This is a genomic window from Mycobacterium sp. URHD0025 (genome assembly GCF_000426065.1).
Taxonomy (GTDB): domain Bacteria; phylum Actinomycetota; class Actinomycetes; order Mycobacteriales; family Mycobacteriaceae; genus Mycobacterium.
On sequence record NZ_AUEQ01000014.1, the window covers coordinates 229,273 to 251,111 of the forward strand.

15 protein-coding genes and 1 tRNA gene are annotated in these 21,839 nt (G+C 66.4%); 10 read left to right on the forward strand and 6 right to left on the reverse strand.

Going from position 1 to position 21,839, the window contains the following annotated elements:
* The first annotated feature begins 55 nt into the window (after positions 1–55).
* On the forward strand, positions 56–9,328 hold the full coding sequence (locus H977_RS0122970; protein WP_029110066.1) for a type I polyketide synthase: 9,273 nt from the start codon (positions 56–58) through the stop codon (positions 9,326–9,328).
* A gap of 35 nt (positions 9,329–9,363) precedes the next feature.
* Positions 9,364–9,756, forward strand: a complete 393-nt coding sequence (gene acpS, locus H977_RS0122975) for a holo-ACP synthase AcpS (RefSeq protein WP_029110067.1) — start codon at positions 9,364–9,366, stop codon at positions 9,754–9,756.
* Between the two features lie 7 nt (positions 9,757–9,763).
* Here the strand turns inward: acpS and H977_RS0122980 are convergent, their stop codons facing one another.
* Positions 9,764–11,215 (reverse strand): amidase, encoded by a 1,452-nt coding sequence (locus H977_RS0122980; protein WP_029110068.1) that lies wholly within the window; start codon positions 11,213–11,215, stop codon positions 9,764–9,766.
* Positions 11,216–11,361: 146 nt separating this feature from the next.
* On the opposite strand from H977_RS0122980, the gene H977_RS0122985 reads away from it, so the two are divergent.
* Entirely contained in the window at positions 11,362–12,699 is a 1,338-nt protein-coding gene (locus H977_RS0122985; protein WP_029110069.1) for a dipeptidase, read from the forward strand.
* A 37-nt stretch (positions 12,700–12,736) separates the two neighbouring features.
* Here the strand turns inward: H977_RS0122985 and bcp are convergent, their stop codons facing one another.
* Entirely contained in the window at positions 12,737–13,210 is a 474-nt protein-coding gene (gene bcp, locus H977_RS0122990) for a thioredoxin-dependent thiol peroxidase (protein WP_029110070.1), read from the reverse strand.
* A 105-nt stretch (positions 13,211–13,315) separates the two neighbouring features.
* Between bcp and H977_RS0122995 the strand changes: the two genes are divergently transcribed.
* Together H977_RS0122995 and H977_RS0123000 are read left to right on the forward strand one after the other, a co-directional pair.
* On the forward strand, positions 13,316–13,543 hold the full coding sequence (locus H977_RS0122995; protein ID WP_029110071.1) for a DUF3618 domain-containing protein: 228 nt from the start codon (positions 13,316–13,318) through the stop codon (positions 13,541–13,543).
* 996 nt (positions 13,544–14,539) lie between these two features.
* Positions 14,540–14,719 carry a hypothetical protein gene (locus tag H977_RS0123000; RefSeq protein WP_029110072.1) on the forward strand — a complete coding sequence of 60 codons (180 nt, stop codon included), beginning with the start codon at positions 14,540–14,542 and terminating at the stop codon, positions 14,717–14,719.
* Between the two features lie 68 nt (positions 14,720–14,787).
* On the opposite strand, the gene H977_RS0123005 is transcribed toward H977_RS0123000, so the two are convergent.
* Positions 14,788–14,863 (reverse strand) — tRNA-Lys (locus H977_RS0123005).
* A gap of 147 nt (positions 14,864–15,010) precedes the next feature.
* Here H977_RS0123005 and H977_RS0123010 point away from each other — a divergent pair.
* Positions 15,011–16,231, forward strand: coding sequence for a L,D-transpeptidase (locus tag H977_RS0123010; protein ID WP_029110073.1), 1,221 nt, complete (start codon positions 15,011–15,013; stop codon positions 16,229–16,231).
* 95 nt (positions 16,232–16,326) lie between these two features.
* Positions 16,327–16,689 carry a nuclear transport factor 2 family protein gene (locus H977_RS0123015; protein ID WP_029110074.1) on the forward strand — a complete coding sequence of 121 codons (363 nt, stop codon included), beginning with the start codon at positions 16,327–16,329 and terminating at the stop codon, positions 16,687–16,689.
* On the opposite strand, the gene H977_RS0123020 is transcribed toward H977_RS0123015, so the two are convergent.
* Positions 16,690–17,169 (reverse strand): SRPBCC family protein, encoded by a 480-nt coding sequence (locus tag H977_RS0123020; RefSeq protein ID WP_029110075.1) that lies wholly within the window; start codon positions 17,167–17,169, stop codon positions 16,690–16,692. It lies immediately after the preceding gene.
* The gene (locus H977_RS0123025; RefSeq protein ID WP_029110076.1) at positions 17,166–17,867 is read right to left on the reverse strand and encodes a DUF899 family protein; all 702 of its coding nucleotides are present in this window, start codon (positions 17,865–17,867) and stop codon (positions 17,166–17,168) included. The genes H977_RS0123020 and H977_RS0123025 overlap by 4 nt, the downstream gene beginning before the upstream one ends.
* A gap of 141 nt (positions 17,868–18,008) precedes the next feature.
* Here H977_RS0123025 and H977_RS0123030 point away from each other — a divergent pair, with 141 nt between their 5' ends.
* On the forward strand, positions 18,009–18,779 hold the full coding sequence (locus H977_RS0123030) for an SDR family oxidoreductase (RefSeq protein ID WP_029110077.1): 771 nt from the start codon (positions 18,009–18,011) through the stop codon (positions 18,777–18,779).
* A 300-nt stretch (positions 18,780–19,079) separates the two neighbouring features.
* Positions 19,080–20,564: a PPE family protein gene (locus tag H977_RS0123035; RefSeq protein ID WP_029110078.1), complete on the forward strand. Its 1,485-nt coding sequence runs from the start codon at positions 19,080–19,082 to the stop codon at positions 20,562–20,564.
* Between the two features lie 61 nt (positions 20,565–20,625).
* On the opposite strand, the gene H977_RS0123040 is transcribed toward H977_RS0123035, so the two are convergent.
* A complete protein-coding gene (locus H977_RS0123040) occupies positions 20,626–21,108 on the reverse strand; it encodes a MarR family winged helix-turn-helix transcriptional regulator (RefSeq protein ID WP_029110079.1) in 483 nt (160 codons plus the stop codon).
* A 91-nt stretch (positions 21,109–21,199) separates the two neighbouring features.
* Here H977_RS0123040 and H977_RS0123045 point away from each other — a divergent pair, with 91 nt between their 5' ends.
* Positions 21,200–21,832, forward strand: coding sequence for an NADPH-dependent F420 reductase (locus H977_RS0123045; protein WP_029110080.1), 633 nt, complete (start codon positions 21,200–21,202; stop codon positions 21,830–21,832).
* Positions 21,833–21,839: the final 7 nt, after the last annotated feature.

The following is a 21,839-nucleotide window of genomic DNA, read 5'->3' on the forward strand; positions in this document are numbered from 1 at the left end:
GCCATCCGCGACAACATCACCGCAGAACCACAGCAGCACCGAGGAGATAGCGCCAGTGACGATCTATGAACACGACCGGGTGTCCGCCGGTCGCAACGACGACTCAGGATCCGACGGTCGGCAGGCTGACTCCACCCATGCACTGGTTGACCGGCTGAGCGCCGGTGAGCCCTACGCCGTGGCCTTTGGCGGCCAGGGCAGCGCCTGGCTGGAGACTCTTGAAGAGTTGGTGTCCTCGGCTGGTATCGAGGCCGACCTGGCGACCCTGGCAGGCGAGGCCGAGTTGCTGCTCGAGCCGGTTGCCGCCGAACTCCTGGTGGTGCGGCCCATCGGGTTCGAGCCCCTGCAGTGGGTTCGGGCGCTGGCCGCGGAGGAGCCGGTTCCCTCCGACAAGCAGCTGACCTCTGCCGCCGTCTCGGTGCCTGGCGTGCTGCTCACCCAGATCGCCGCCGTGCGCGCGCTGGCCCGCCAGGGCATGGACCTGGCTGCCACCCCGCCGGTCGCCGTCGCCGGGCACTCCCAGGGTGTGCTGGCCGTCGAGGCGCTGGCCGCCCATGGCACCAAGGATGTGCAACTGCTGGCGCTGGCGCAGCTGATCGGCGCGGCAGGCACCCTCGTGGCCCGTCGCCGCGGGATCACTGTGCTCGGCGACCGGCCCCCGATGGTTTCGGTGACCAATGCCGAGCCCGAGCGCATCTACGAGCTGCTCGAAGAGTTCAGCCAGGACGTGCGCACCGTGCTGCCCCCGGTGCTGTCGATCCGCAACGGCCGGCGCTCCGTTGTGATCACCGGCACACCCGAGCAGCTGTCGCGGTTCGAGCTGTACTGCAACCAGATCGCTGAGAAGGAAGAGGCCGAGCGGAAGAGCAAAGTCCGCGGTGGTGCGGTCTTCGCGCCGGTCTTCGACCCCGTGCAGGTCGAGGTCGGTTTCCACACGCCGCGCCTGGCCGATGGCGTCGAGATCGTCGCGCGTTGGGCCGAGGCCATCGGCATCGATGTCGAGCTCGCCCGTGAGATGACCGAGGCCATCCTGGTCAGCCAGGTGGATTGGGTCGACGAGATCACTGAGATCAATGACGCCGGTGCCCGTTGGATCCTCGATCTCGGCCCCGGCGACATCCTGACCCGCCTGACCGCCCCGGTGGTACGCGGCCTCGGTATCGGGATCGTGCCCGCCGCGACCCGCGGTGGTCAGCGCAATCTGTTCACCATCGGTGCGGTGCCCGAGGTGGCCCGGCCGTGGTCGAGCTACGCCCCGACCGTGGTGAGCCTGCCCGACGGATCCGTCAAGCTTTCGACCAAGTTCACCCGGCTCACCGGACGTTCGCCGATCCTGCTGGCCGGTATGACGCCCACCACAGTCGACGCCAAGATCGTCGCCGCCGCAGCAAACGCAGGCCATTGGGCCGAACTGGCCGGTGGCGGTCAGGTCACCGAACCGATCTTCAACGCTCGCATCGCCGAATTGGGCAAGCTGCTGGAGCCCGGTCGGGCGATTCAGTTCAACACTCTGTTCCTCGACCCGTATCTGTGGAAGCTGCAGGTCGGCGGCAAGCGGCTGGTGCAGCGTGCCCGTCAGTCCGGTGCGCCGATCGACGGTGTCGTCGTCAGTGCCGGCATCCCGGACCTGGAAGAGGCCGTCGAGCTGATCGGCGAACTCAATGACCTCGGCATCAGTCACGTGGTGTTCAAGCCGGGCACCGTCGAGCAGATCCGTTCGGTCATCCGGATCGCGGCCGAGGTGCCCACCAAGCCGGTGATCGTGCACATCGAGGGCGGCCGCGCCGGTGGTCACCACTCGTGGGAGGACCTCGACGACCTGCTGTTGGCCACCTACTCGGAGCTGCGCGGCCGGTCCAACATCACCATCTGCGTCGGCGGCGGCATCGGCACCCCTGAGCGGTCTGCCGAGTACCTGTCCGGCCGCTGGTCGGCCACACACGGTTACCCGCTGATGCCGATCGACGGCATCCTGGTCGGCACCGCAGCCATGGCCGCACTGGAGGCCACCACCAGCCCGCAGGTCAAGCAGCTGCTGGTGGACACCAAGGGCACCGAGTCATGGGTCGGTGCGGGCAAGGCCGCCAACGGCATGGCCTCCGGCCGCAGCCAGCTGGGCGCCGACATCCACGAGATCGACAACACCGCGTCGCGTTGCGGCCGGCTGCTCGACGAGGTGGCGGGTGACGCCGACGCTGTCGCGGCGCGCCGCGACGAGATCATCGCCGCGATGGCCAACACCGCCAAGCCGTACTTCGGTGATGTGGCCGACATGACCTACCTGCAGTGGCTGCGCCGCTACATCGAACTGGCCATCGGCGAGGGCAACAGCACCGCCGACACCAAGCGTGACGACTCGCCGTGGCTGGACATCACCTGGCGCGACCGCTTCGAGCAGATGCTCAAGCGTGCCGAAGCACGTTTGCACGCACAGGATTTCGGTCCGATCGAGACATTGTTCGATGCCGCCGGCGAGGGGGAGGCACTGCTGGAGGACCCGAAGGCCGCACTGGCCGCGCTGGTCTCGGCATACCCGGACGCGGCGTCCGTGCAATTGCACCCCGCCGATGTGCCGTTCTTCGTCGAGCTGTGCAAGACGCTGGGCAAGCCCGTCAACTTCGTGCCGGTGATCGACAAGGACGTTCGCCGTTGGTGGCGCAGCGACTCGCTGTGGCAGGCCCACGATGCGCGCTACGACGCCGATCAGGTGTGCGTCATCCCCGGCACCGAAGCGGTGGCCGGTATCACCCGGGTCGACGAACCCGTGGGTGAGCTGCTGGACCGCTTCGAGCAGGCCGCCGTCGACGAGGTTGTTGCCGTCATGGCGGCTAAGGGTGAAGCGCCGCAGGCCGTGCTGTCGCGGCGCCAGGGGCGCGGCGATGTGACCGGTCCGCTGGCCGTGCTGCTCGATGCGCCCGACGTGCTCTGGGCCGGACGGACCTCGGTCAACCCGGTGCACCGCATCGCCGCTCCTTCCGAGTGGCAGGTCCGCGAGGGGTCTCAAAACCGTTCGGCGACACACCCTTCCACCGGCGCCCGGCTTGAGGTCGCCGACGATCAACACGTCGTGCTCTCGGTGCCGCTGTCGGGAACCTGGATCGACATCCGGTTCACCCTGACCGAGGCCATCCGCAGCGGTGGCGCCCCGGTCGTCGAGGTCGCCGATGCCGCGACCGCCATGCGTTCGGTGCTCGCGATCGCCGCCGGCGTCGACGGTCCCGACGCGCTCCCTCCGGTGGTCGACGGGACCGCCAAGGTCACCGTCGCCTGGAACCCCGAGCAGGTTGCCGATCACACCGGTGTCACCGCCACTTTCGGTGCACCGCTGGCGCCGACACTGACCGTCGTTCCCGACGCCCTGGTCGGCCGTTGCTGGCCCGCGGTGTTCGCCGCGATCGGCAGCGCCGCAACGGATTCCGGATTCCCGGTGGTCGAAGGTCTGCTGAGCCTGGTCCACCTGGACCACGCCGCTCACCTGTTGGCCCCGCTACCCACCGATCCGGCCCAATTGACCGTCACCGCAACGGCTTCGGCAGCGCACGACACCGAGGTCGGCCGGGTGGTCCCGGTCGAGGTGACCGTACGCAGTGCTGACGGCACCGAGCTGGCCAAACTCGAGGAGCGGTTCGCCATCCGCGGCCGCACCGGTGAGGCCGAGCTGACCGACCCGGTCCGGGCCGGTGGCGCGATCTCGGACAACGCCACCGACACCCCGCGCCGTCGTCGACGCGACGTCAAGATCGGCGCACCTGTGGACATGCGTCCGTTCGCCGTGGTGTCCGGTGACCACAACCCGATCCACACCGACCGGGCCGCCGCGCTGCTCGCCGGGCTGGAATCGCCCATCGTGCACGGCATGTGGCTGTCGGCCGCGGCCCAGCATGTGGTCACCGCCACCGACGGCAAGCCGATCCCGCCGGCCAAGCTGGTCGGCTGGACCGCCCGCTTCCTGGGCATGGTCAAGCCGGGCGACGAGGTCGACTTCCGCGTCGATCGGATCGGAATCGACGTCGGCGCAGAGGTTCTGGAGATCCAGGCCCGCATCGGCTCCGAGCTCGTGATGGCAGCGACCGCGCGGCTGGCGGCGCCCAAGACCGTCTATGCCTTCCCCGGCCAGGGCATCCAGTCCAAGGGCATGGGTATGGAGGTGCGGGCCCGGTCCAAGGCTGCCCGCAAGGTCTGGGACAAGGCCGACAAGTTCACGCGCGAGACGCTGGGCTTCTCGGTGCTGCACGTCGTCCGCGACAATCCGACGTCGCTGATCGCCTCCGGTGTTCACTACGAGCACCCTGAGGGCGTGCTGTACCTGACGCAGTTCACCCAGGTCGCGATGGCCACGACGGCCGCGGCTCAGGTTGCCGAGATGCGTGAGCAGGGCGCGTTCGTCGAAGGGGCGATCGCCTGCGGTCACTCCGTCGGTGAATACACCGCGCTGGCATGTGTTTCCGGTGTCATCGAGCTCGAAGGTCTGCTGGAGGCGGTGTTCCACCGCGGCTCCAAGATGCACGACATCGTGCCGCGCGACGAGCGCGGCCGCTCCAACTACCGACTGGCCGCCATCCGGCCGTCGCAGATCGACTTGGCCGACGACGACGTCGAGAGCTTCGTCGCGGAGATCGCCGCGAACACCGGCGAATTTCTCCAGATCGTGAACTTCAACCTGCGTGGTTCGCAGTACGCGATCGCCGGAACCGTGCGCGGTCTGGAAGCGCTTGAGGAAGAGGTCGAGCGTCGTCGCGAGATCAGCGGCGGCAAGCGGTCGTTCATCCTGGTGCCGGGCATCGACGTGCCGTTCCACTCCAGCGTGCTGCGGGTGGGCGTGGACGACTTCCGGCGCAGCCTGGAACGGGTCCTGCCGCGTGACCGCGATCCGGAGCTGGTCGTCGGACGCTACATCCCGAACCTCGTGCCCCGGCCGTTCACCCTGGACCGCGATTTCATCCAGGAGATCCGCGATCTGGTGCCGGCCGAGCCGCTCGACGAGATTCTCGCCGACTATGACACCTGGCGTAACGAGCGGCCGATCGAGTTGTGCCGCAAGGTCGTCATCGAGTTGCTGGCCTGGCAGTTCGCCAGCCCGGTGCGGTGGATCGAGACCCAGGATCTGCTGTTCATCGAAGAAGCCGCGGGAGGCCTCGGCGTCGAACGGTTCGTCGAGATCGGCGTGAAGAACGCGCCGACCGTCGCCGGACTGGCCACCAACACGCTCAAGCTTCCGGAGTACGCGCACAGCACCGTCGAGGTGCTCAACGCGGAACGCGATGCCGCTGTGCTGTTCGCCAGTGACACCGATCCCGAGCCGGAGCCGGACGTCGACGAAAGCTCAGCACCGGCTTCCGGAGAATCCGAGGCCGCTCCGGCAGCCGAAGCCGCGCCTGCGCCGGCGGCGCCCGCTGCCGCACCGGGTGCACCGCGCCCGGACGATCTCGGGTTCGACGCGGCCGATGCCACTGTCGGTCTGATCGCGCTGAGCGCCAAGATGCGCATCGATCAGATCGAGGCGCTGGACTCGATCGAGTCCATCACCGACGGTGCGTCCTCACGGCGTAACCAGCTGTTGGTCGACCTGGGTTCGGAGCTGAACCTCGGTGCCATCGACGGCGCCGCAGAGGCTGATCTCGGCGCGCTCAAGGGACAGGTCAGCAAGCTGGCCCGCACCTACAAGCCGTTCGGTCCGGTGCTTTCGGATGCCATCAACGATCAGCTGCGCACGGTGTTCGGACCGTCGGGCAAGCGCCCGGCCTACATCGCCGAGCGCGTCACCAAGACCTGGGAGCTGGGTCCGGGCTGGGCCAAGCACGTCACCGTCGAGGTGGCTCTCGGCACCCGTGAGGGCAGCAGCGTTCGCGGCGGCGACCTGGGCTCTCTGCACCCCGGCGCACTGCCCGACGCCGCAGGCGTGGACAAGGTGATCGACGCGGCGGTCGCGGCCGTCGCGGCCCGCCAGGGCGTCGCGGTCTCGCTTCCCTCGGCCGGCGGTGCTGCCGGCGGCGTGGTGGATTCGGCCGCCCTCGGTGAGTTCGCCGAAAAGGTCACCGGACCCGACGGCGTGCTGGCCTCGGCCGCGCGCCTGGTGCTTGGCCAGCTCGGCCTGGACGCTCCTGTCGGCGCCCCCGAGGCCTCGACCGACGCCGAGCTGATCGACCTGGTCACCACCGAACTCGGTTCGGACTGGCCGCGATTGGTGGCTCCGGCGTTCGACGCCAAGAAGGCCGTCGTGTTCGACGACCGCTGGGCCAGCGCCCGTGAGGATCTGGTCAAGCTGTGGCTTGCCGACGAAGATGAGATCGACGCCGAATGGCCGCGCCTGTCGGAGCGGTTCGAGGGTGCCGGCCATGTCGTTGCCACGCAGGCGAACTGGTGGCAGGGCAAGGCACTCGCCGCGGGCCGCACCATTCACGCCTCGCTGTTCGGTCGCATCGCGGCCGGCGCTGAGAATCCCGGAACCGGTCGGTATTCCAACGAGGTTGCCGTGGTGACCGGCGCGTCGAAGGGCTCGATCGCCTCGTCGGTCGTCGGGCAGCTGCTCGACGGCGGCGCCACCGTCATCGCCACCACGTCGCGTCTGGACGATGACCGGCTGGCGTTCTACAAGGAGCTGTACCGCGACAACGCCCGCTTCAACGCCACCCTGTGGGTGGTCCCGGCGAACATGGCGTCCTACTCCGACATCGACAAGCTGGTCGAATGGGTGGGGAGCGAGCAGATCGAAAGCCTTGGGCCGCAATCGATCCACCTCAAAGATGCGCAGACCCCGACGCTGCTGTTCCCGTTTGCCGCACCGCGGGTGGCCGGCGATCTGTCGGAGGCCGGTTCACGCTCCGAGATGGAGATGAAGGTGCTGCTGTGGGCCGTGCAGCGGCTCATCGGTGGGCTGTCGACGATCGGTGCCGAGCGCGACATCGCCTCACGCCTGCACGTGGTGCTGCCGGGCTCGCCCAACCGCGGCATGTTCGGTGGCGACGGCGCCTACGGCGAAGCGAAGTCCGCGCTCGACGCGTTGGTGACCCGCTGGAGCGCGGAGTCCTCATGGGCCGAGCGGGTCAGCTTGGCGCACGCGCTCATCGGCTGGACCAAGGGCACCGGGCTGATGGGGCACAACGATGCCATCGTCAGCGCGGTGGAAGAGGCCGGCGTCACCACCTACAGCACCGCGGAGATGGCGGCCATGCTGCTGAACCTCTGCACGGTGGAGTCCAAGGTGGCTGCGGCCGGCTCTCCGATCAAGGTGGATCTGACCGGCGGTCTCGGCGACGTCAAGATCGACATGGCCGAGCTGGCTGCCAAGGCTCGTGAGGACATGTCAAGCGCCGCAGCAGAAGCCGAGGACGAAGAAGGCGACAGCAACACCGTGGCCGCGCTGCCGTCCCCGCCGCGGGGACACAACCCGGCACCCGCGCCGGAGTGGGCCGACCTCGATGTCGACCCCGCCGATCTCGTCGTCATCGTCGGCGGTGCCGAGCTCGGGCCGTACGGCTCGTCGCGGACCCGCTTCGAGATGGAGGTCTCCGGCGAGCTGTCGGCGGCCGGTGTGCTGGAGCTCGCCTGGACCACCGGTCTGGTCACGTGGGAAGACGATCCCAAGGCCGGCTGGTACGACACCGAGACCGGTGAGCTGGTCCCCGAATCGGAGATCGTGGAGCGCTACCACGACGCTGTCGTGGAGCGTTGCGGCATCCGCGAATTCGTGGACGACGGTGCGATCGACCCCGATCACGCCTCACCGCTGCTGGTCAGCGTGTTCCTCGACAAGGACTTCTCGTTCGTGGTCTCCAGCGAGGCCGACGCACGGGCGTTCGTGTCCTTCGATCCGGAGCACACAGTGGCCCGGCCGGTGCCGGACTCGTCCGACTGGCAGGTGATCCGCAAGGCGGGCACCGAGATTCGGGTGCCGCGCAAGACCAAGCTGTCGCGCACGGTCGGCGCCCAGATCCCGACGGGCTTCGACCCGACGGTGTGGGGCATCACCCCGGACATGGCCAACTCGATCGACCGGGTGGCGCTGTGGAACATCGTCGCCACCGTCGACGCGTTCCTGTCCTCGGGCTTCACCCCGACCGAGCTGATGCGTTGGGTGCACCCGAGCCTGGTGGCCTCCACGCAGGGCACCGGCATGGGCGGCATGACATCGATGCAGACCATGTACCACGGCAACCTGCTGGGCCGGGCCAAGCCGAACGACATCCTGCAGGAGGTGCTGCCCAACGTCGTTGCGGCACACGTCATGCAGAGCTATGTCGGTGGTTACGGCGCCATGGTCCACCCGGTCGGCGCGTGCGCCACCGCGGCGGTCTCGGTCGAGGAGGGTGTGGACAAGATCCGCCTCGGCAAGGCCGATTTGGTGATCGCCGGCGGCTTCGACGATCTGACCCTGGAAGCGATCATCGGCTTCGGTGACATGGCGGCCACCGCCGACACCGAGATGATGCGCGCCAAGGGCATCAGCGACTCGAAGTTCTCCCGCGCCAACGACCGTCGTCGCCTCGGCTTCCTGGAAGCCCAGGGCGGTGGCACCATCCTGCTGGCCCGCGGTGATCTCGCCGCCAAGATGGGTCTGCCGGTGCTGGCTGTCGTCGGCTACGCGCAGAGCTTCGCCGACGGTGTGCACACCTCGATTCCGGCTCCGGGCCTCGGCGCCCTGGGCGCCGGGCGCGGCGGCAAGGATTCGCAGCTGGCCCGCTCGCTGGCCAAGCTGGGTGTCGGCGCCGACGACATCGCGGTGATCTCCAAGCACGACACCTCGACGTTGGCCAACGATCCCAACGAGACCGAGCTGCACGAGCGGCTGGCCGATTCGATGGGTCGTTCGCCGGGTGCGCCTCTGTTCATCGTCAGCCAGAAGACGCTGACCGGGCACGCCAAGGGCGGTGCGGCGGTGTTTCAGATGATGGGTCTGTGCCAGATCCTGCGCGACGGCATCATTCCGCCGAACCGCAGCCTGGACTGCGTCGACGACGAGCTGGCCACCTCGGGTCACTTCGTCTGGGTGCGCGAGCCTCTCGACCTGCGCGGGAAGTTCCCGCTCAAGGCCGGTCTGGTCACCAGCCTCGGGTTCGGGCACGTGTCGGGTCTGGTCGCTCTGGTGCACCCGGAGGCGTTCATCGCGGCGATGGATCCGGCCGAGCGCGACGACTACCGTAAGCGGGCCGAGCAGCGCACGCTGGCCGGTCAGCGTCGTCTCGCCGGCGCCATCGCCGGTGGGCGGCCGATGTACGAGAAGCCCGCGGACCGCCGGTTCGATCACGATTCGCCGGAGAAGCGTCAGGAGGCGGCGATGTTGCTGAACGCCGATGCTCGGCTCGGTGAGGACGATCTGTATGTGCGGTGAGTGCATGCAGACAGAGGTGAGCTAGGTTCGCTTCCATGGCGATTGTGGGAGTAGGCATCGATCTGGTTTCCATACCTGAATTCGCCGAACAGGTGGACCGGCCAGGGACGGTATTCGCCGAGACGTTCACGCCAGGTGAGCGCCGGGACGCCGCGGACAAGAGTTCGTCGGCGGCCCGGCACCTGGCGGCCCGGTGGGCGGCCAAGGAGGCCGTGATCAAGGCCTGGTCGAGTTCACGGTTCTCGAAGCGGCCGGCCCTGCCGGAGGGGATCCACCGCGACATCGAGGTGGTCACCGACATGTGGGGCCGGCCCAAGGTGCGCTTGTCCGGCGAGATAGCCAAACACCTTGAGACCGTGACCATTCACGTCTCGCTCACTCACGAGGCTGATACCGCTGCTGCAGTGGCGATCATCGAGGAGCTCTGACCCTGCCCTACTTCGGGCGTTGGAAGCCGCCGATCTCGTGTTCGAGCAGTTCGGCAAGCCTCAGCGTGGTGCGGTCCTCGAACAGCGGACCGATGAGCTGCACTCCGACCGGCAGTCCCTCGGCGGATGCCCCCGTCGGTATGGCCGTGGCGGGCAGGCCGGGCATCGTGGCCAGACCCGCCCAGACGAGCTGGTCGAAGTAGGCATAGTCGCCGCCGTCGATGTCGAGCCGTCGTTCCAACAGATCCGGGTTGTGGTCGTGGCGGAATGCGGGAGTCGGCGTGATCGGACATACGACGGCATCGAACTCGCCGAACAGTTGTCGCCAGCCCTGGCGGTGAAGCTCGCGTCGGTTGTTCACCTCGATCCAATCGCGGTGGCTCAACACCATCCCGCGCAACCGCGCCGCGTCGAGGCTCCGATCGTCTGCACTCAGACCGGCTGCGCGAGTCCGCAGTTGTTCGTATGCGTCGACCGGGAATCGCGCCACGGAGCCTGAAAAGAGCAACCGGGTATATATCGACGCGGCTTCGGCCAGATCGGGCAGCAGCGGACTGTACCGTTCGACGCGCGCACCACTGGACATCAGGGCGTCAGCCACGCGGTTCACGCCCGCGCGGACCGCTGCTCCGGTCGCGATGTAGGGGTGCTCCTCGAGGACCAGGACCCTGAAGCCGCCGAGGACCTCGTGCCGAGGCGGCGGCAGAGTCACTGTGTGCGCCACGCCGAGGGTCAGTGGGTCGGGTCCGGCCATCACGTCGAGCAGGAGTGCGAGATCGCGGGCGGTGCGCGCCATCGGACCGACGACAGCGAGGTCGGCATCGGTCGGCAACGCCGGCGCAGGCGGCGGGGTCATACCGCGCATGGCGGCCAGTCCGAGTGTCGGCTTGTGCGCGTACACGCCGCAGAAATGCGCGGGGGTGCGCAGCGAACCGGCGAGGTCGGAGCCGATGGACAGGGCACCGAACCCGGACGCCAGGGCGGCCGCCGATCCACCGGAGGATCCGCCCGACGTGCGACCGTGATCCCACGGATTGTTGGTGGTGCCGTAGATCTCGTTGAACGTCTGGATATCTTGCAGCCCCAACGGCACGTTGGTCTTACCCAGCACCACCGCTCCGGAGGCCTTGAGCCGCGAAACCTGTACCGCGTCTTCGGCCGGCATGAAATCTCGGTACTGCGGCATGCCCCACGTCGTCGGCAGCCCGGCCACGTTGTAGGACTCCTTGACCGTCACCGGAATACCGAGCAGCGGACGGTCCTCACCCTGGACACGCGCCTGGTCAGCAAGCCGCGCTGCCTCCCGCGCACGATCGAAGTCCGGCACACAGATCGCGTTGATCTCACCGTCATGCCGTTCGATCGCGGCGATCGCCGCCTCGGTCAACTCCACCGAGGACACCTCACCAGCGCGCAACGCGCCCGCCATCTCGCAGGCCGACTGAAAATTCCACTCCATGATTCCGACGCTAACGGCGCTTCGGCGAAGCCATAAAATCTCACTTCCCGCAATGGACACGCGTTGTGATCGACGGGCGGAAGCGCAAGGCACAGGTATGAAACCGTCACCGACGTCGCCATCCCGCAACCGCTAGTCTCGACAGCATGAGTGACGTAGTGGCGCGGGTGCAGCAGGTGTTGCCTTCGGTGCGGTCCGATTTGGAAGATCTGGTGCGCATCCAGTCGGTGTGGGCCGACCCGTCCCGGCACGACGAAGTGCACCGCAGCGCCGAGGCTGTCGCAAAGCTGTTGTCGGAAACCGGTTTTCCCGAAGTGCGCATTGTCAGCGAAGGCGGCGCCCCAGCCGTCATCGCGCACTACCCACCGCCGCCGGGTGCGCCCACGGTGCTGCTGTACGCCCATCACGACGTGCAGCCCGAAGGCGATCCTTCCCAGTGGGACTCCGCGCCGTTCGAACCCACCGAACGGGACGGCAGGTTGTACGGCCGCGGTACCGCTGACGACAAGGCCGGTATCGCAACACATCTGGCCGCAATGCGGGCGTTCGACGGCAAGCCCCCGGTGGGTGTGACGGTGTTCGTCGAAGGCGAGGAGGAGTCCGGGTCGCCATCATTAGCGGCACTGCTGGGTGCTCATCATGAGGCCTTGGCCGCCGACGTCATCGTCATCGCCGACTCCGACAACTGGAGCACCGACATCCCGGCTCTGACCGTGACCCTGCGCGGCCTGGCCGACTGTGTCGTCGAGGTGGCCACACTGGACCACGGGCTGCACTCGGGACTGTGGGGAGGGGTGGTCCCGGATGCGTTGAGCGTGTTGGTGCGGCTGCTGGCCAGCCTGCACGACGACGAGGGCAACGTGGCAGTCGCCGGTCTGCACGAGGCCACCGCGGCCGATGTGGACCGCGGCGCCGGTTGGGTTCGGCAAGAGTCCGGCCTGTTGGACGGCGTGTCCGAAATCGGTTCCGGCTCAGTGGTTCAACGCATGTGGGCCAAGCCGGCCATCACCGTCATCGGCATCGACACCACGCCCATCGACAAATCGTCCAACACCCTGATCCCGCGAGCCCGTGCCAAGATCAGCATGCGCGTCGCGCCCGGTGGTGACGCCCATGCCCATCTGGAGGCGCTGACCCGTCACCTCGAATCCCATACTCCCTGGGGTGCCCGGGTCACAGTCACGGCAGGCGACGTCGGTCAGCCCTACGCCATCGACTCCTCGGGCGCGGTGTACGACGCGGCCCGTGCGGCGTTCCGCACCGCCTGGGGTACCGATCCGGTGGACATGGGCATGGGTGGTTCGATTCCGTTCATCGCCGAGTTCGCCGAAGCTTTTCCGGCAGCGACGATCCTGGTGACCGGAGTCGAGGATCCCGGCACTCAGGCACACAGCGTGAACGAGAGTCTGCACCTGGGAGTGCTTGAGCGCGCTGCCAAGTCGGAAGCGCTGCTGCTGGAGAAGCTGGGCCGGCTGGCCCGGTAGCCCGGTACTCGAATACCAGGCAGCCCGGGCCGAGACGTCAGACCGACAGGTCTCGGCGCAATTTGGCGACGTGACCGGTGGCGCGCACGTTGTACTGCGCGACGGCGATCTTGCCCTTTTCGTCGACCACGAACGTCGAGCGGATGACACCCTGAACGGTCTTGCCGTACATGGTTTTTTCACCGAAGGCGCCCCAGGCCGTCAGCACCTCACGGTCGGGATCGGACAGCAACGGGAAGCTCAGCTCTTCCTTGTCGCGGAACTTGGCCAGCTTCTCCGGCTTGTCGGGGGAGATGCCGACGACGTCGAGTCCGGCGCCGTTGAGTTCGGCGAGGCTGTCGCGGAAATCGCACGCCTGCTTGGTACATCCGGGCGTCGACGCGGCCGGGTAGAAGTACACGATGACCTTGCGGCCCTTGTAGTCGGAAAGCTTGACGACGTTGCCATCGGCATCAGGCAGGCTGAAAGCCGGGGCGGTGTCTCCCACCTCGAGGCGCGGGGTTGGCGGCATGCGTGGATATCCCTTCTTGTCGACCGGTTCCGTCGTCACGGCCCCGGCTGATCTAGGGTAGTGCGGCAGGGCAGCACGACGTGGAGCGGCTTGGAGGAGCAAACAGTGGCGAACCGGGACCCGGAGAGCATCAAGCGGGACATCGATCAGGCTCGCGATCAGCTGGCGGTGACGGTCGACTCCCTGGCCGAGCGGGCCAACCCCCAGCGTTTGGCCGACGATTTCAAGTCGGCGGTGATCGGCTTCATCAAGAAACCGGCCGTGACTGCGTCATTGGCCGGTGCGGGTGTGCTCGTGGTGGTCGTGGTCGTTCGGCGGATCAAGCGGCGCTGACGGCTCGATACGCCGCTCAGCGCGCAGACCTATACGCCGCTCAGCGGCGGCGGAACAGGAGCCAGTCCGCCAACGAGAAACTCGGCGGATTGGCAATGCGTCCGAGCCGGCTGCAGCTATACACCATGACTGGCTGATTCGCAGCAACAAATGCGGAGGTCGAAGCAGCTGTGGGGTCGACGCCACCTGCGGCAGCCATCAGCTAACACCTCTAATCTTGGCGCGATGGCCACGGGTACGGAATCGCAAATAATCAGCTAACTCGATAATAACATGGATTCTTGTGCCTGACCAGCGAAAGCGCCGATGTTGGATTGTAGGCAGTAACTTACGAGCACGTCAACAGATGGTCGGCGACACGGCCGGTCGGGTTGCGAAGTGGTTATCAGCACATTATCGACAGGCGTCAAAGAGAACGCGCTCCGCGATGTCAGGGTCTCTCACCGCAAAGTATGTGTGGGGCTTCGGGAATCGTTGTGGGATGGATCGCAAACGCACTCCGGGCAACCGGTGTGGTTTGCTGAACGTTTGCTGGGGGAGAAGCGTCTGGGGGCACGGCGTAGGGCCCTTCAGCGCGATTTGGTGGGAAAAACGATTGGCAAACGTGGGTTCGTCTGGTAGCCCGAGGCGGTCCGCGCAACTCGGCGCCACTTTGTCGCTGTAGCTGAAATCCACTGCATTGCAGGGTTGGAACGGCTCTTTCTCGCCGAACCGGTTGCTAGTGCATAGGTGTCCAGCTAAGGTCGACTTCGGGTCAGGGCAGGGGAGTCGGCCCCGGGGCTTGATCTCGGCCGCAACACGGGACGAACGTGTGACAAGGGGGTATTGCTTTGCAGCTAACTTATTTTCCGTTTGCCAGGATCGCTGCATGTGCTTTCCCGGGTAAAGCCGATCTCGACGGACTCATCGTCGAGGTTCGCTGACAACACCCGACGGCTCGCGTCCAACCCGTATGTGGAGATGTGAGCCGTGGTCACACCGACTGGAGGTAGCCATATGGCGCATGTGAGCGATGAAACCCTTGGTGATCTACGCAGGGAACTCGACCGCTTCAAAACTGAGCAGTACCGGGACAACGGCTACGCGGCCGCACATCTGGCGGGTGCCGTGGAGATGTTGTTGGAAGAGGCTGAACCCAGCGTGGGCGACAGACTCGCCGAAAGGTACCGCGCCTGATAGATGCACCACTGCAGTAGTACTCAAACGCCGAAACGCAAAAACCCTGCCGAGGCAGGGTTTTTGGTTGGTGCGCCGTCAGGGTTTCGAACCCCGGACCCGCTGATTAAGAGTCAGCTGCTCTACCAACTGAGCTAACGGCGCGCGTGAGAGACAATAACAGGAGATTCGCTCAACAGTGAAATCGGCTGGTCGCGGGCCCGGAGTGAGATTCTGGCGAGCCGGACTGCCGCGCAACACCTAAACTATTGCCAAAAATTTGCTGTCGACCGTGCGAGGGATAGGACGAACATGGGACAGGCCCATACGGTGACCCGTCCGTATCGGGACGTCATCCGGCGCGCCGTGGTTGCCATGGTGCCCGCGATGATGTTGGGCCTGACGGCATGCGAGAGCCATGAGACGCAGGGACCGCCTCCGGTGATAACCGACAAGGGCACTCCTTATGGCGACCTGCTGGTGCCCAGGGTCAACGCTTCGGTGACCGATAGCGCGGTGGGGGTGACCGTCGACGCGCCGGTCACCGTCAGCGCAGAGAACGGTGTGCTCGGCGGCGTCACCATGACCAACGAAGAAGGCGTCAGCGTCGCGGGAAAGTTCAGTGCCGACGGCCTGACGTGGTCGAGCACCGACCCCCTCGACTACAACGAGCAGTACACGCTCAACGCGCAGTCACTGGGGCTCGGTGGTGTGGCCAACCGCCGCCTGCGGTTCGAGACGCACTCGCCGGCCAACCTGACGATGCCCTATGTCCTGCCCAACGACGGGGAAGTGGTGGGGGTAGGTCAGCCCATCGCCGTCCGCTTCGACGAGAACATCACCGATCGGGAGGCCGCTCAGGGGGCCATCACGGTCAAGACCGATCCGCCCGTCGAGGGTGCCTTCTACTGGCTGAACAACCGCGAAGTGCGGTGGCGCCCAGCCAAATACTGGAAGCCCGGCACCTCGGTGGACGTGACCGTCAACACCTACGGTGTCGAATTGGGTGACGGGCTGTTCGGCCAGGGCAACGTCACGACACACTTCACGATCGGCGACGAGGTGATCGCGTCCGCCGATGACACCACCAAGACGTTGACCATCCGGCGCAATGGCGAGGTCATCAAGGCGATGCCGATCTCGATGGGAAAGAACAGTTCTCCGACCAACAACGGTGTGTACATCATCGGTGAACGGTTCGACCACCTCGTGATGGATTCGTCGACGTACGGCGTACCGGTCAACTCGCCCAACGGTTATCGCACCGAAGTCGACTTCGCGACCCAGATGTCCTACAGCGGCATCTATGTACACGGCGCCCCGTGGTCGGTCGGCAGCCAGGGCTACAGCAACGTCAGCCATGGCTGCCTCAACGTCAGCACGGCCAATGCCCGCTGGTTCTACGAGAACACCAAGCGCGGCGACATCGTCGAGGTGGTCAACACCGTGGGTCCGGTGCTGCCGGGCACCGAGGGCCTGGGGGACTGGAACATCCCCTGGGAGCAGTGGCGCACCGGCAACGCCAGCACCTGATCGGCCACTGTCCAATTACCTGCGCGGTAATCGACAACGCGCCTCGAATCGGTGAATCTGACTGAGTCCCAGTCGATTACCGTGAAAGAGGCGATATGGCCGAGTTTGACGACACCGTCACCGCATACCTCGACACCTGGAATGCCACCGATAACGCCCAGCGGCGGGCGCTGCTGGAAGAGCATTGGGCGCAGGGCGTCACCTACACCGATCCGCTGGCTCAGGTGAGCGGGCACGACGGTATTTCCGGAGCCATCGAGGCCGTGCAGGCCCAGTTTCCGGGCTACGTGTTCACCCTTGTCAGCGGACCGGACGCCCACCACCAGCACGTGCGCTTCCAGTGGGGGCTGGGCCCCCGCGATACCGAGCCGGTGGTGGTCGGTTTCGACGTGCTCTCCACCGATCCCGAAGGACGGATCCAGACCGTGCTGGGGTTCTTGGACCAGCTGCCTGCCTGACTACGTCACCGAGCGTTCCAGCGCCGCAAGAGATTCAGCGATGTAGTGAGATTCGAACGGAGGCATCCCGCCGATCTGGTCGCGAAAGCTCTGCGGGGTGCCCGTCCAGTCATAGGTGATCGTCACGTCGGTCTGCTCGCCGTTGGGGGACAGGTCGTAGCGCCACCACCAACCGCCTGGCTCGTGGCGGCCCTGCTCGTCGAGCTGGCCGGGCACCCAGGCGATGGTCCGGTCTTTGTCGAACTCGGTCACCAGGTTGTGCATGACGTAGTGGCCTCCGGCAGCCGGCAGGAACATGTTGATCGCGAAGATCTGGCCGGTCCCGGTGATCGGCGTGGGGTCGATCGCGTCGCGCACCCAGTCGCTGGGTTCGGTGTCGCAGTGCCGGGCCGGGTCGGCCAGGACGGCGAACACCTGGGCCGGAGATGCGGAGATGGTGCGGGTGACGACGTAGCGCTCGGTGTCGGTCGATGAAGTCATCGGGGGTCCTTTCCGTACAGGCGGGCAATGTCCGGACTGTCCAGCCAGCCCGAGTATGTGGGTCGCGACGGCCAGCCTTCGGGGGAATCGAGCCATTCCTCCTGGCGGCCGTACGGCAGCAGGTCGATCAGTGCGAAGGAGTGGCTGAGTTGCTCGGTGCCACGGCCGTTGGTGTGCCAGGTGCGGTAGACCGATTCCTCGCCCGACGGAGCCATCGCACGCAGGAACACGTTGACCGCGAAGCCTCCTCCGGGCGCGGCGTCGACGTCTGTGCCGAAGGAGCTCTCCGACGACGAGTACCAGTCCATACGGTTACCGACCTTGTCGCGGTAGGCCAGGGCCTCCTCGATCGGTCCGTTGGTGACGACGACGAATCGGGCGTCGTAGTTGTCCAGGAAGTCCAGGCGGGTGAACTGCGACGTGAAACCGGTGCAGCCGCCGCACTGCCATTCAGCGCCGTCGGTCCACATGTGGTGGTAGGTGATCAGCTGGGTGCGTCCGTCGAATACGTCGGCCAAGCGCACCGGGCCGTCGGCACTCATGAGCGTGTACTCCGGCAGCTCGACCATCGGCAGGCGCCGCCGTGCCGCCGCGATCGCGTCCAATTCGCGGGTGGCGTCCTTCTCGCGCCGCCGTAGGTCGTCGAGCGCGCTGCGCCACGTCTGCTGGTCGACTATCGGAGGTTTTCCTGTCGTCATCAAGGGCTCCCGATTGCTGTTCGGAGAAACTCGGTCTCTCAAGTGGACCCACCGCGCGCCCGGAACTCATCGCACGCGGTAATGTCCGACGAGCGAAGGGTGACCTAACACCTTGAGATGACCATGGAGGGTTGATCGAGAATGAGCGGTCAGCGAGCCGATGCAGCCGGACTGCGTCTCCTCGTCGTCGGTGCCTCGTCGGGCATCGGCCACGCTGTTGCGGTCGGTGCCGCCGAGCGCGGCGCCAAGGTCGCCGTCGCCGCACGCCGCATCGATCTGTTGAATTCCCTGGCCGAGGCCACTGGCGGATTCGCATTCGAACTCGACGTCGAGGACTTCGCCGTCATCGGCCGCGTCGTCAACGACGCGGCCGATGCGTTGGGCGGTCTGGATGCGGTGGTGTTCACCAGCACAGTGATTCCCTTCGCCCACATCGAGGACACCGATGTCGCCACCTGGCTGCATGCGTTCAGCGTCAACACGGTCGGCGCCAGCAACGTGCTGCGCGCGGCGGTTCCGCGGCTGTCCGAGAACGGCGTGATCCTGGTCGCGTCCAGCCATGACGTCGGCCGTCCGCGGGCCGGTGTGGCGGCCTACAGCGCGAGCAAGGCCGCTCTCGACGAGATCCTGCATTCCTGGCGCAGTGAGCATCCGGAACTGTCGTTGATTCGGGTGGGCATCGGTCCGACCGACGACACCGAGATCCTGCGCGGCGCCGACCGCGATCTGCTGGACCAACTGCTCAAGACGTGGGTGGCCCAGGGGGCGCTGCCGGCCCGGATGTCGGCCCTGCGCGATGTCGCCAACACCCTGGTGTCTCTGGTGACCACCGCCCACGAGAATCCGACCGTGGTGCCCGAGGTCGTGCAGTTGGCGCCGCGGATCCGGCGGCGAGCCGACGCGGCGGGATAGTCCGCGATTCAACCCTGCGGCCGGTGACTCCACTGGCTGCGATACCTCCATCGTGAGGGTCCTTCGGTCACAAGGCCATCAGTTCCTTCGGCATACCCGGGCTGCGCGCGCCTCGCGTCGCACGATCTCCGCGCCGTGTGGCACATCTCGCCGTTCTCGGCGCAGTGCTTTGGCGATTCCGTAGAACCTGAAGCGGCTTCCCGCCGGTCTTTCTATGAGTTCCACCAGATTCATTGATAATGACAATCATATTCAATAACTTGAACGCTTCGGGTAGACGGGTCTACAAGGAGGGTTCTCATGGCCGCGGTATGGATGGCCTCGCCGCCGGAGGTGCATTCCTCGTTGTTGAGCAGCGGCCCGGGTCCGGGTCCGATGTTGGCCGCCGCCGGCGCATGGTCCTCGTTGAGCGTCGAATATGCCGCGGTGGCAGCGGAACTCGCAGCGGTGCTGGGCGGGGTGCAGGCGGGAGCATGGCACGGTCCGAGTGCCGAAAGGTACGTCGCCGCGCATGTTCCCTATCTGGCATGGCTGCACCAGGCCAGCGCTGACAGCGCGGCGATCGCGGCCCAGCATGAAACCGCAGCCGCGGCGTATGTGAGTGCCTTGGCGGCGATGCCTACCTTGGCAGAGTTGGCCGCCAACCATGCGAGGAATGCAATCCTGCTGTCTACCAACTTCTTTGGAATCAACACCATTCCGATCGCGCTGAACGAGGCCGATTACGTGCGGATGTGGATCCTGGCCGCGATCACGATGCACGGCTATCAGGGGGTGTCAGAGGTCGCGGTGGCATCCACCCCGTCCACCCCGGCGGCGCCGAGGATCCTGCACAGCGACCACGACCACGACGACCATGACCATGATGGCGACCATGACCACGACCATGATGGCGACCATGGCCACGGAGACCTGAGCCCACTCGATCCGCGGTGGTGGCTGGAAGTCGGGCACGAGCAGATCGAGAACATTCACCTCCTGATCGACAACCTGCTGAACGACCCGGCAGCCTTGCTGACCAATCTGCCGATGGTGTTGGCCGACATGGCTTTCCACGCGGCACAGCTGCTGCAGGTCGTCGTCCAGCTGTCCCCGGCCCTGATCCAGCCGGCTCTGGGCATCGTGACCGCAAACCTGGGGTGGGCGATCGCCGGCCTGGCCGCAATTCAGCCGGTCACGTCTGGTCTCGCGGAGCTCCCGGCCGGCGCCGGACCCGAGTCCTGGCCGGCCGCCGCAGGCGCGTCCACGGTGCCCGGCAGTCCACCGGCCCCGACTACCGCTTCAGCCCCCACGGTCTCGCCGACCGGGGCATCGGCGACCGCAACTGCCGCCCCCGGACCGGGGCCATCGGCCGCCCCGAGTGTTGGGCCGGGTTTCTTTCCTCCGTATCTCATCGGCTCTCCCGGCGTCGGCATTCCTGCCGCGGCAAGGGCCACCACGTCGGCCACCACGAAGAAGAAAGCCTCTGAACCCGATATCGCTGTGGCCACAGCCGGCGAACCAGCCCGTGAGGCACGGGCCCGCCGCCGTCGGCGCGCAGCGATCCGGGAGCGCGGACACGGCAACGAATACATGGACCTCGAAGCAGATCCGCATGGAGCCACCACACCGGAATCGCTGCCCACAGCGTCGGACTGCGGTGCGGGTCCCCTGGGCTTTTCCGGCGTGCGCGACAAGTCGGATGCGACGACGACAGGATTGACGACATTGCGCGGTGCGGAGTTCGGTGATGGCCCGACGGCGCCGCTATTGCCCTCGACCTGGGAGCCGGACTCCCCGAACTGAGCGGGTTAGATCTGCACCTGAGGGCCTGGACGGAGCTGAAATCCTCACCGCTGGTGGAAGGTTACGACGGTTCGTCTCCGGCGGGGGAGACGTCAACTTTGGCCAGGTGGTGCAGGACTCGTTCGTTGAGGGTGGTGAGTGTGTCGAGTTCAGCCGGGGTGAACAGGTCGATAAAGTTCCGGCGAACGTCCTCGACGTGCCTCGGTGCCGCCTTCTCGATGGCGGCGAGGCCGGCCGGCAGCAGGCGGACGATAGTGCTGCGGGCGTCGTCGGGATTGGGCTCACGGCTGACCAGCCCGTCCTTCTGCATGCGCCGCACCTGATGCGAGAGGCGGCTTTTCTCCCAGGCCAGTGCGTTGCACAGGGCGTGGGAGGGTAAGCGGTTTTCGTCGACCGCCGAGAGCGCCGCCAAGACCTCGTAGTCGGCCCCGGACAGGTCCGATTTCTGCAGACGTCGGCTGAGGTGGACTTCGATCTGTTGATGCGCGTGTATGAAGGCCCGCCAGGCGCGGTCCTCGCGGGAGTTCAGCCAGTTCGCTTCCATCGGCCTCCATGCTACCTCGATTGGTTGACGCATCACCAATAATCTGCATATTGTTGATGCGTCAACCTTTTGAACCGAGACGGGACACCACATGAGCAGCATCAGCATCATCGGCCTGGGAAACATGGCCAGCGCATTGGCTGGGCGAGCACTCGCCGGCGGCAACGCAGTCGAGATCGTCGGTCGCGACCCGGTCAGGGCCAAGGAATTGGCCGCCGCGCTCGGTGGCGCCACTGTCGGCACGGTCGGCACCACGCCGGTGGGGGACATCGTCATCCTCGCCGTGCCGTATGCCAACGCGGCGGCGGTGGTCAGTCAGTACGGGGACGCATTACACGGCAAGGTCGTGGTCGACATCACCAACCCGGTCACCCCCGATTTCGCGGGATTCGTTACCCCTGAGGGTAGTTCGGGCGCGCAGGAGATCGCCAAGGCTGCCTCCACCGGCGTGCATGTCGTCAAGGCGTTCAACACCCTGTTCGCCAATGTTCTGGCAGCAGGCTCGGCAGAGGGTCACCCATTGGACGTGTTCATCGCAGGCGACGACGCGCAGGTAAAGGCACGGGTGTCGGCGTTCATCGAGAGCCTGGGACTGCACCCGATGGACGCCGGACCGCTGCCAATGGCACGGGCGCTGGAGAACGCGGGTCTGCTGCAGCTCGGCCTGATGACCCACTCCGTCAAGCACACCAACTTTGCCCTCGGCGTCAACATTCTCAGCTGAGCAAGCC

Coding starts and splice junctions, on each gene's coding strand:
- acpS (WP_029110067.1), top strand. CDS start 9,364: ATGGCGATTGTGGGAGTAGGCATCGATCTGGTTTCCATACCTGAATTC.
- H977_RS0122980 (WP_029110068.1), bottom strand. CDS start 11,215: ATGGAGTGGAATTTTCAGTCGGCCTGCGAGATGGCGGGCGCGTTGCGC.
- H977_RS0122985 (WP_029110069.1), top strand. CDS start 11,362: ATGAGTGACGTAGTGGCGCGGGTGCAGCAGGTGTTGCCTTCGGTGCGG.
- bcp (WP_029110070.1), bottom strand. CDS start 13,210: ATGCCGCCAACCCCGCGCCTCGAGGTGGGAGACACCGCCCCGGCTTTC.
- H977_RS0123000 (WP_029110072.1), top strand. CDS start 14,540: ATGGCGCATGTGAGCGATGAAACCCTTGGTGATCTACGCAGGGAACTC.
- H977_RS0123010 (WP_029110073.1), top strand. CDS start 15,011: ATGGGACAGGCCCATACGGTGACCCGTCCGTATCGGGACGTCATCCGG.
- H977_RS0123015 (WP_029110074.1), top strand. CDS start 16,327: ATGGCCGAGTTTGACGACACCGTCACCGCATACCTCGACACCTGGAAT.
- H977_RS0123020 (WP_029110075.1), bottom strand. CDS start 17,169: ATGACTTCATCGACCGACACCGAGCGCTACGTCGTCACCCGCACCATC.
- H977_RS0123025 (WP_029110076.1), bottom strand. CDS start 17,867: ATGACGACAGGAAAACCTCCGATAGTCGACCAGCAGACGTGGCGCAGC.
- H977_RS0123030 (WP_029110077.1), top strand. CDS start 18,009: ATGAGCGGTCAGCGAGCCGATGCAGCCGGACTGCGTCTCCTCGTCGTC.
- H977_RS0123035 (WP_029110078.1), top strand. CDS start 19,080: ATGGCCGCGGTATGGATGGCCTCGCCGCCGGAGGTGCATTCCTCGTTG.
- H977_RS0123040 (WP_029110079.1), bottom strand. CDS start 21,108: ATGGAAGCGAACTGGCTGAACTCCCGCGAGGACCGCGCCTGGCGGGCC.
- H977_RS0123045 (WP_029110080.1), top strand. CDS start 21,200: ATGAGCAGCATCAGCATCATCGGCCTGGGAAACATGGCCAGCGCATTG.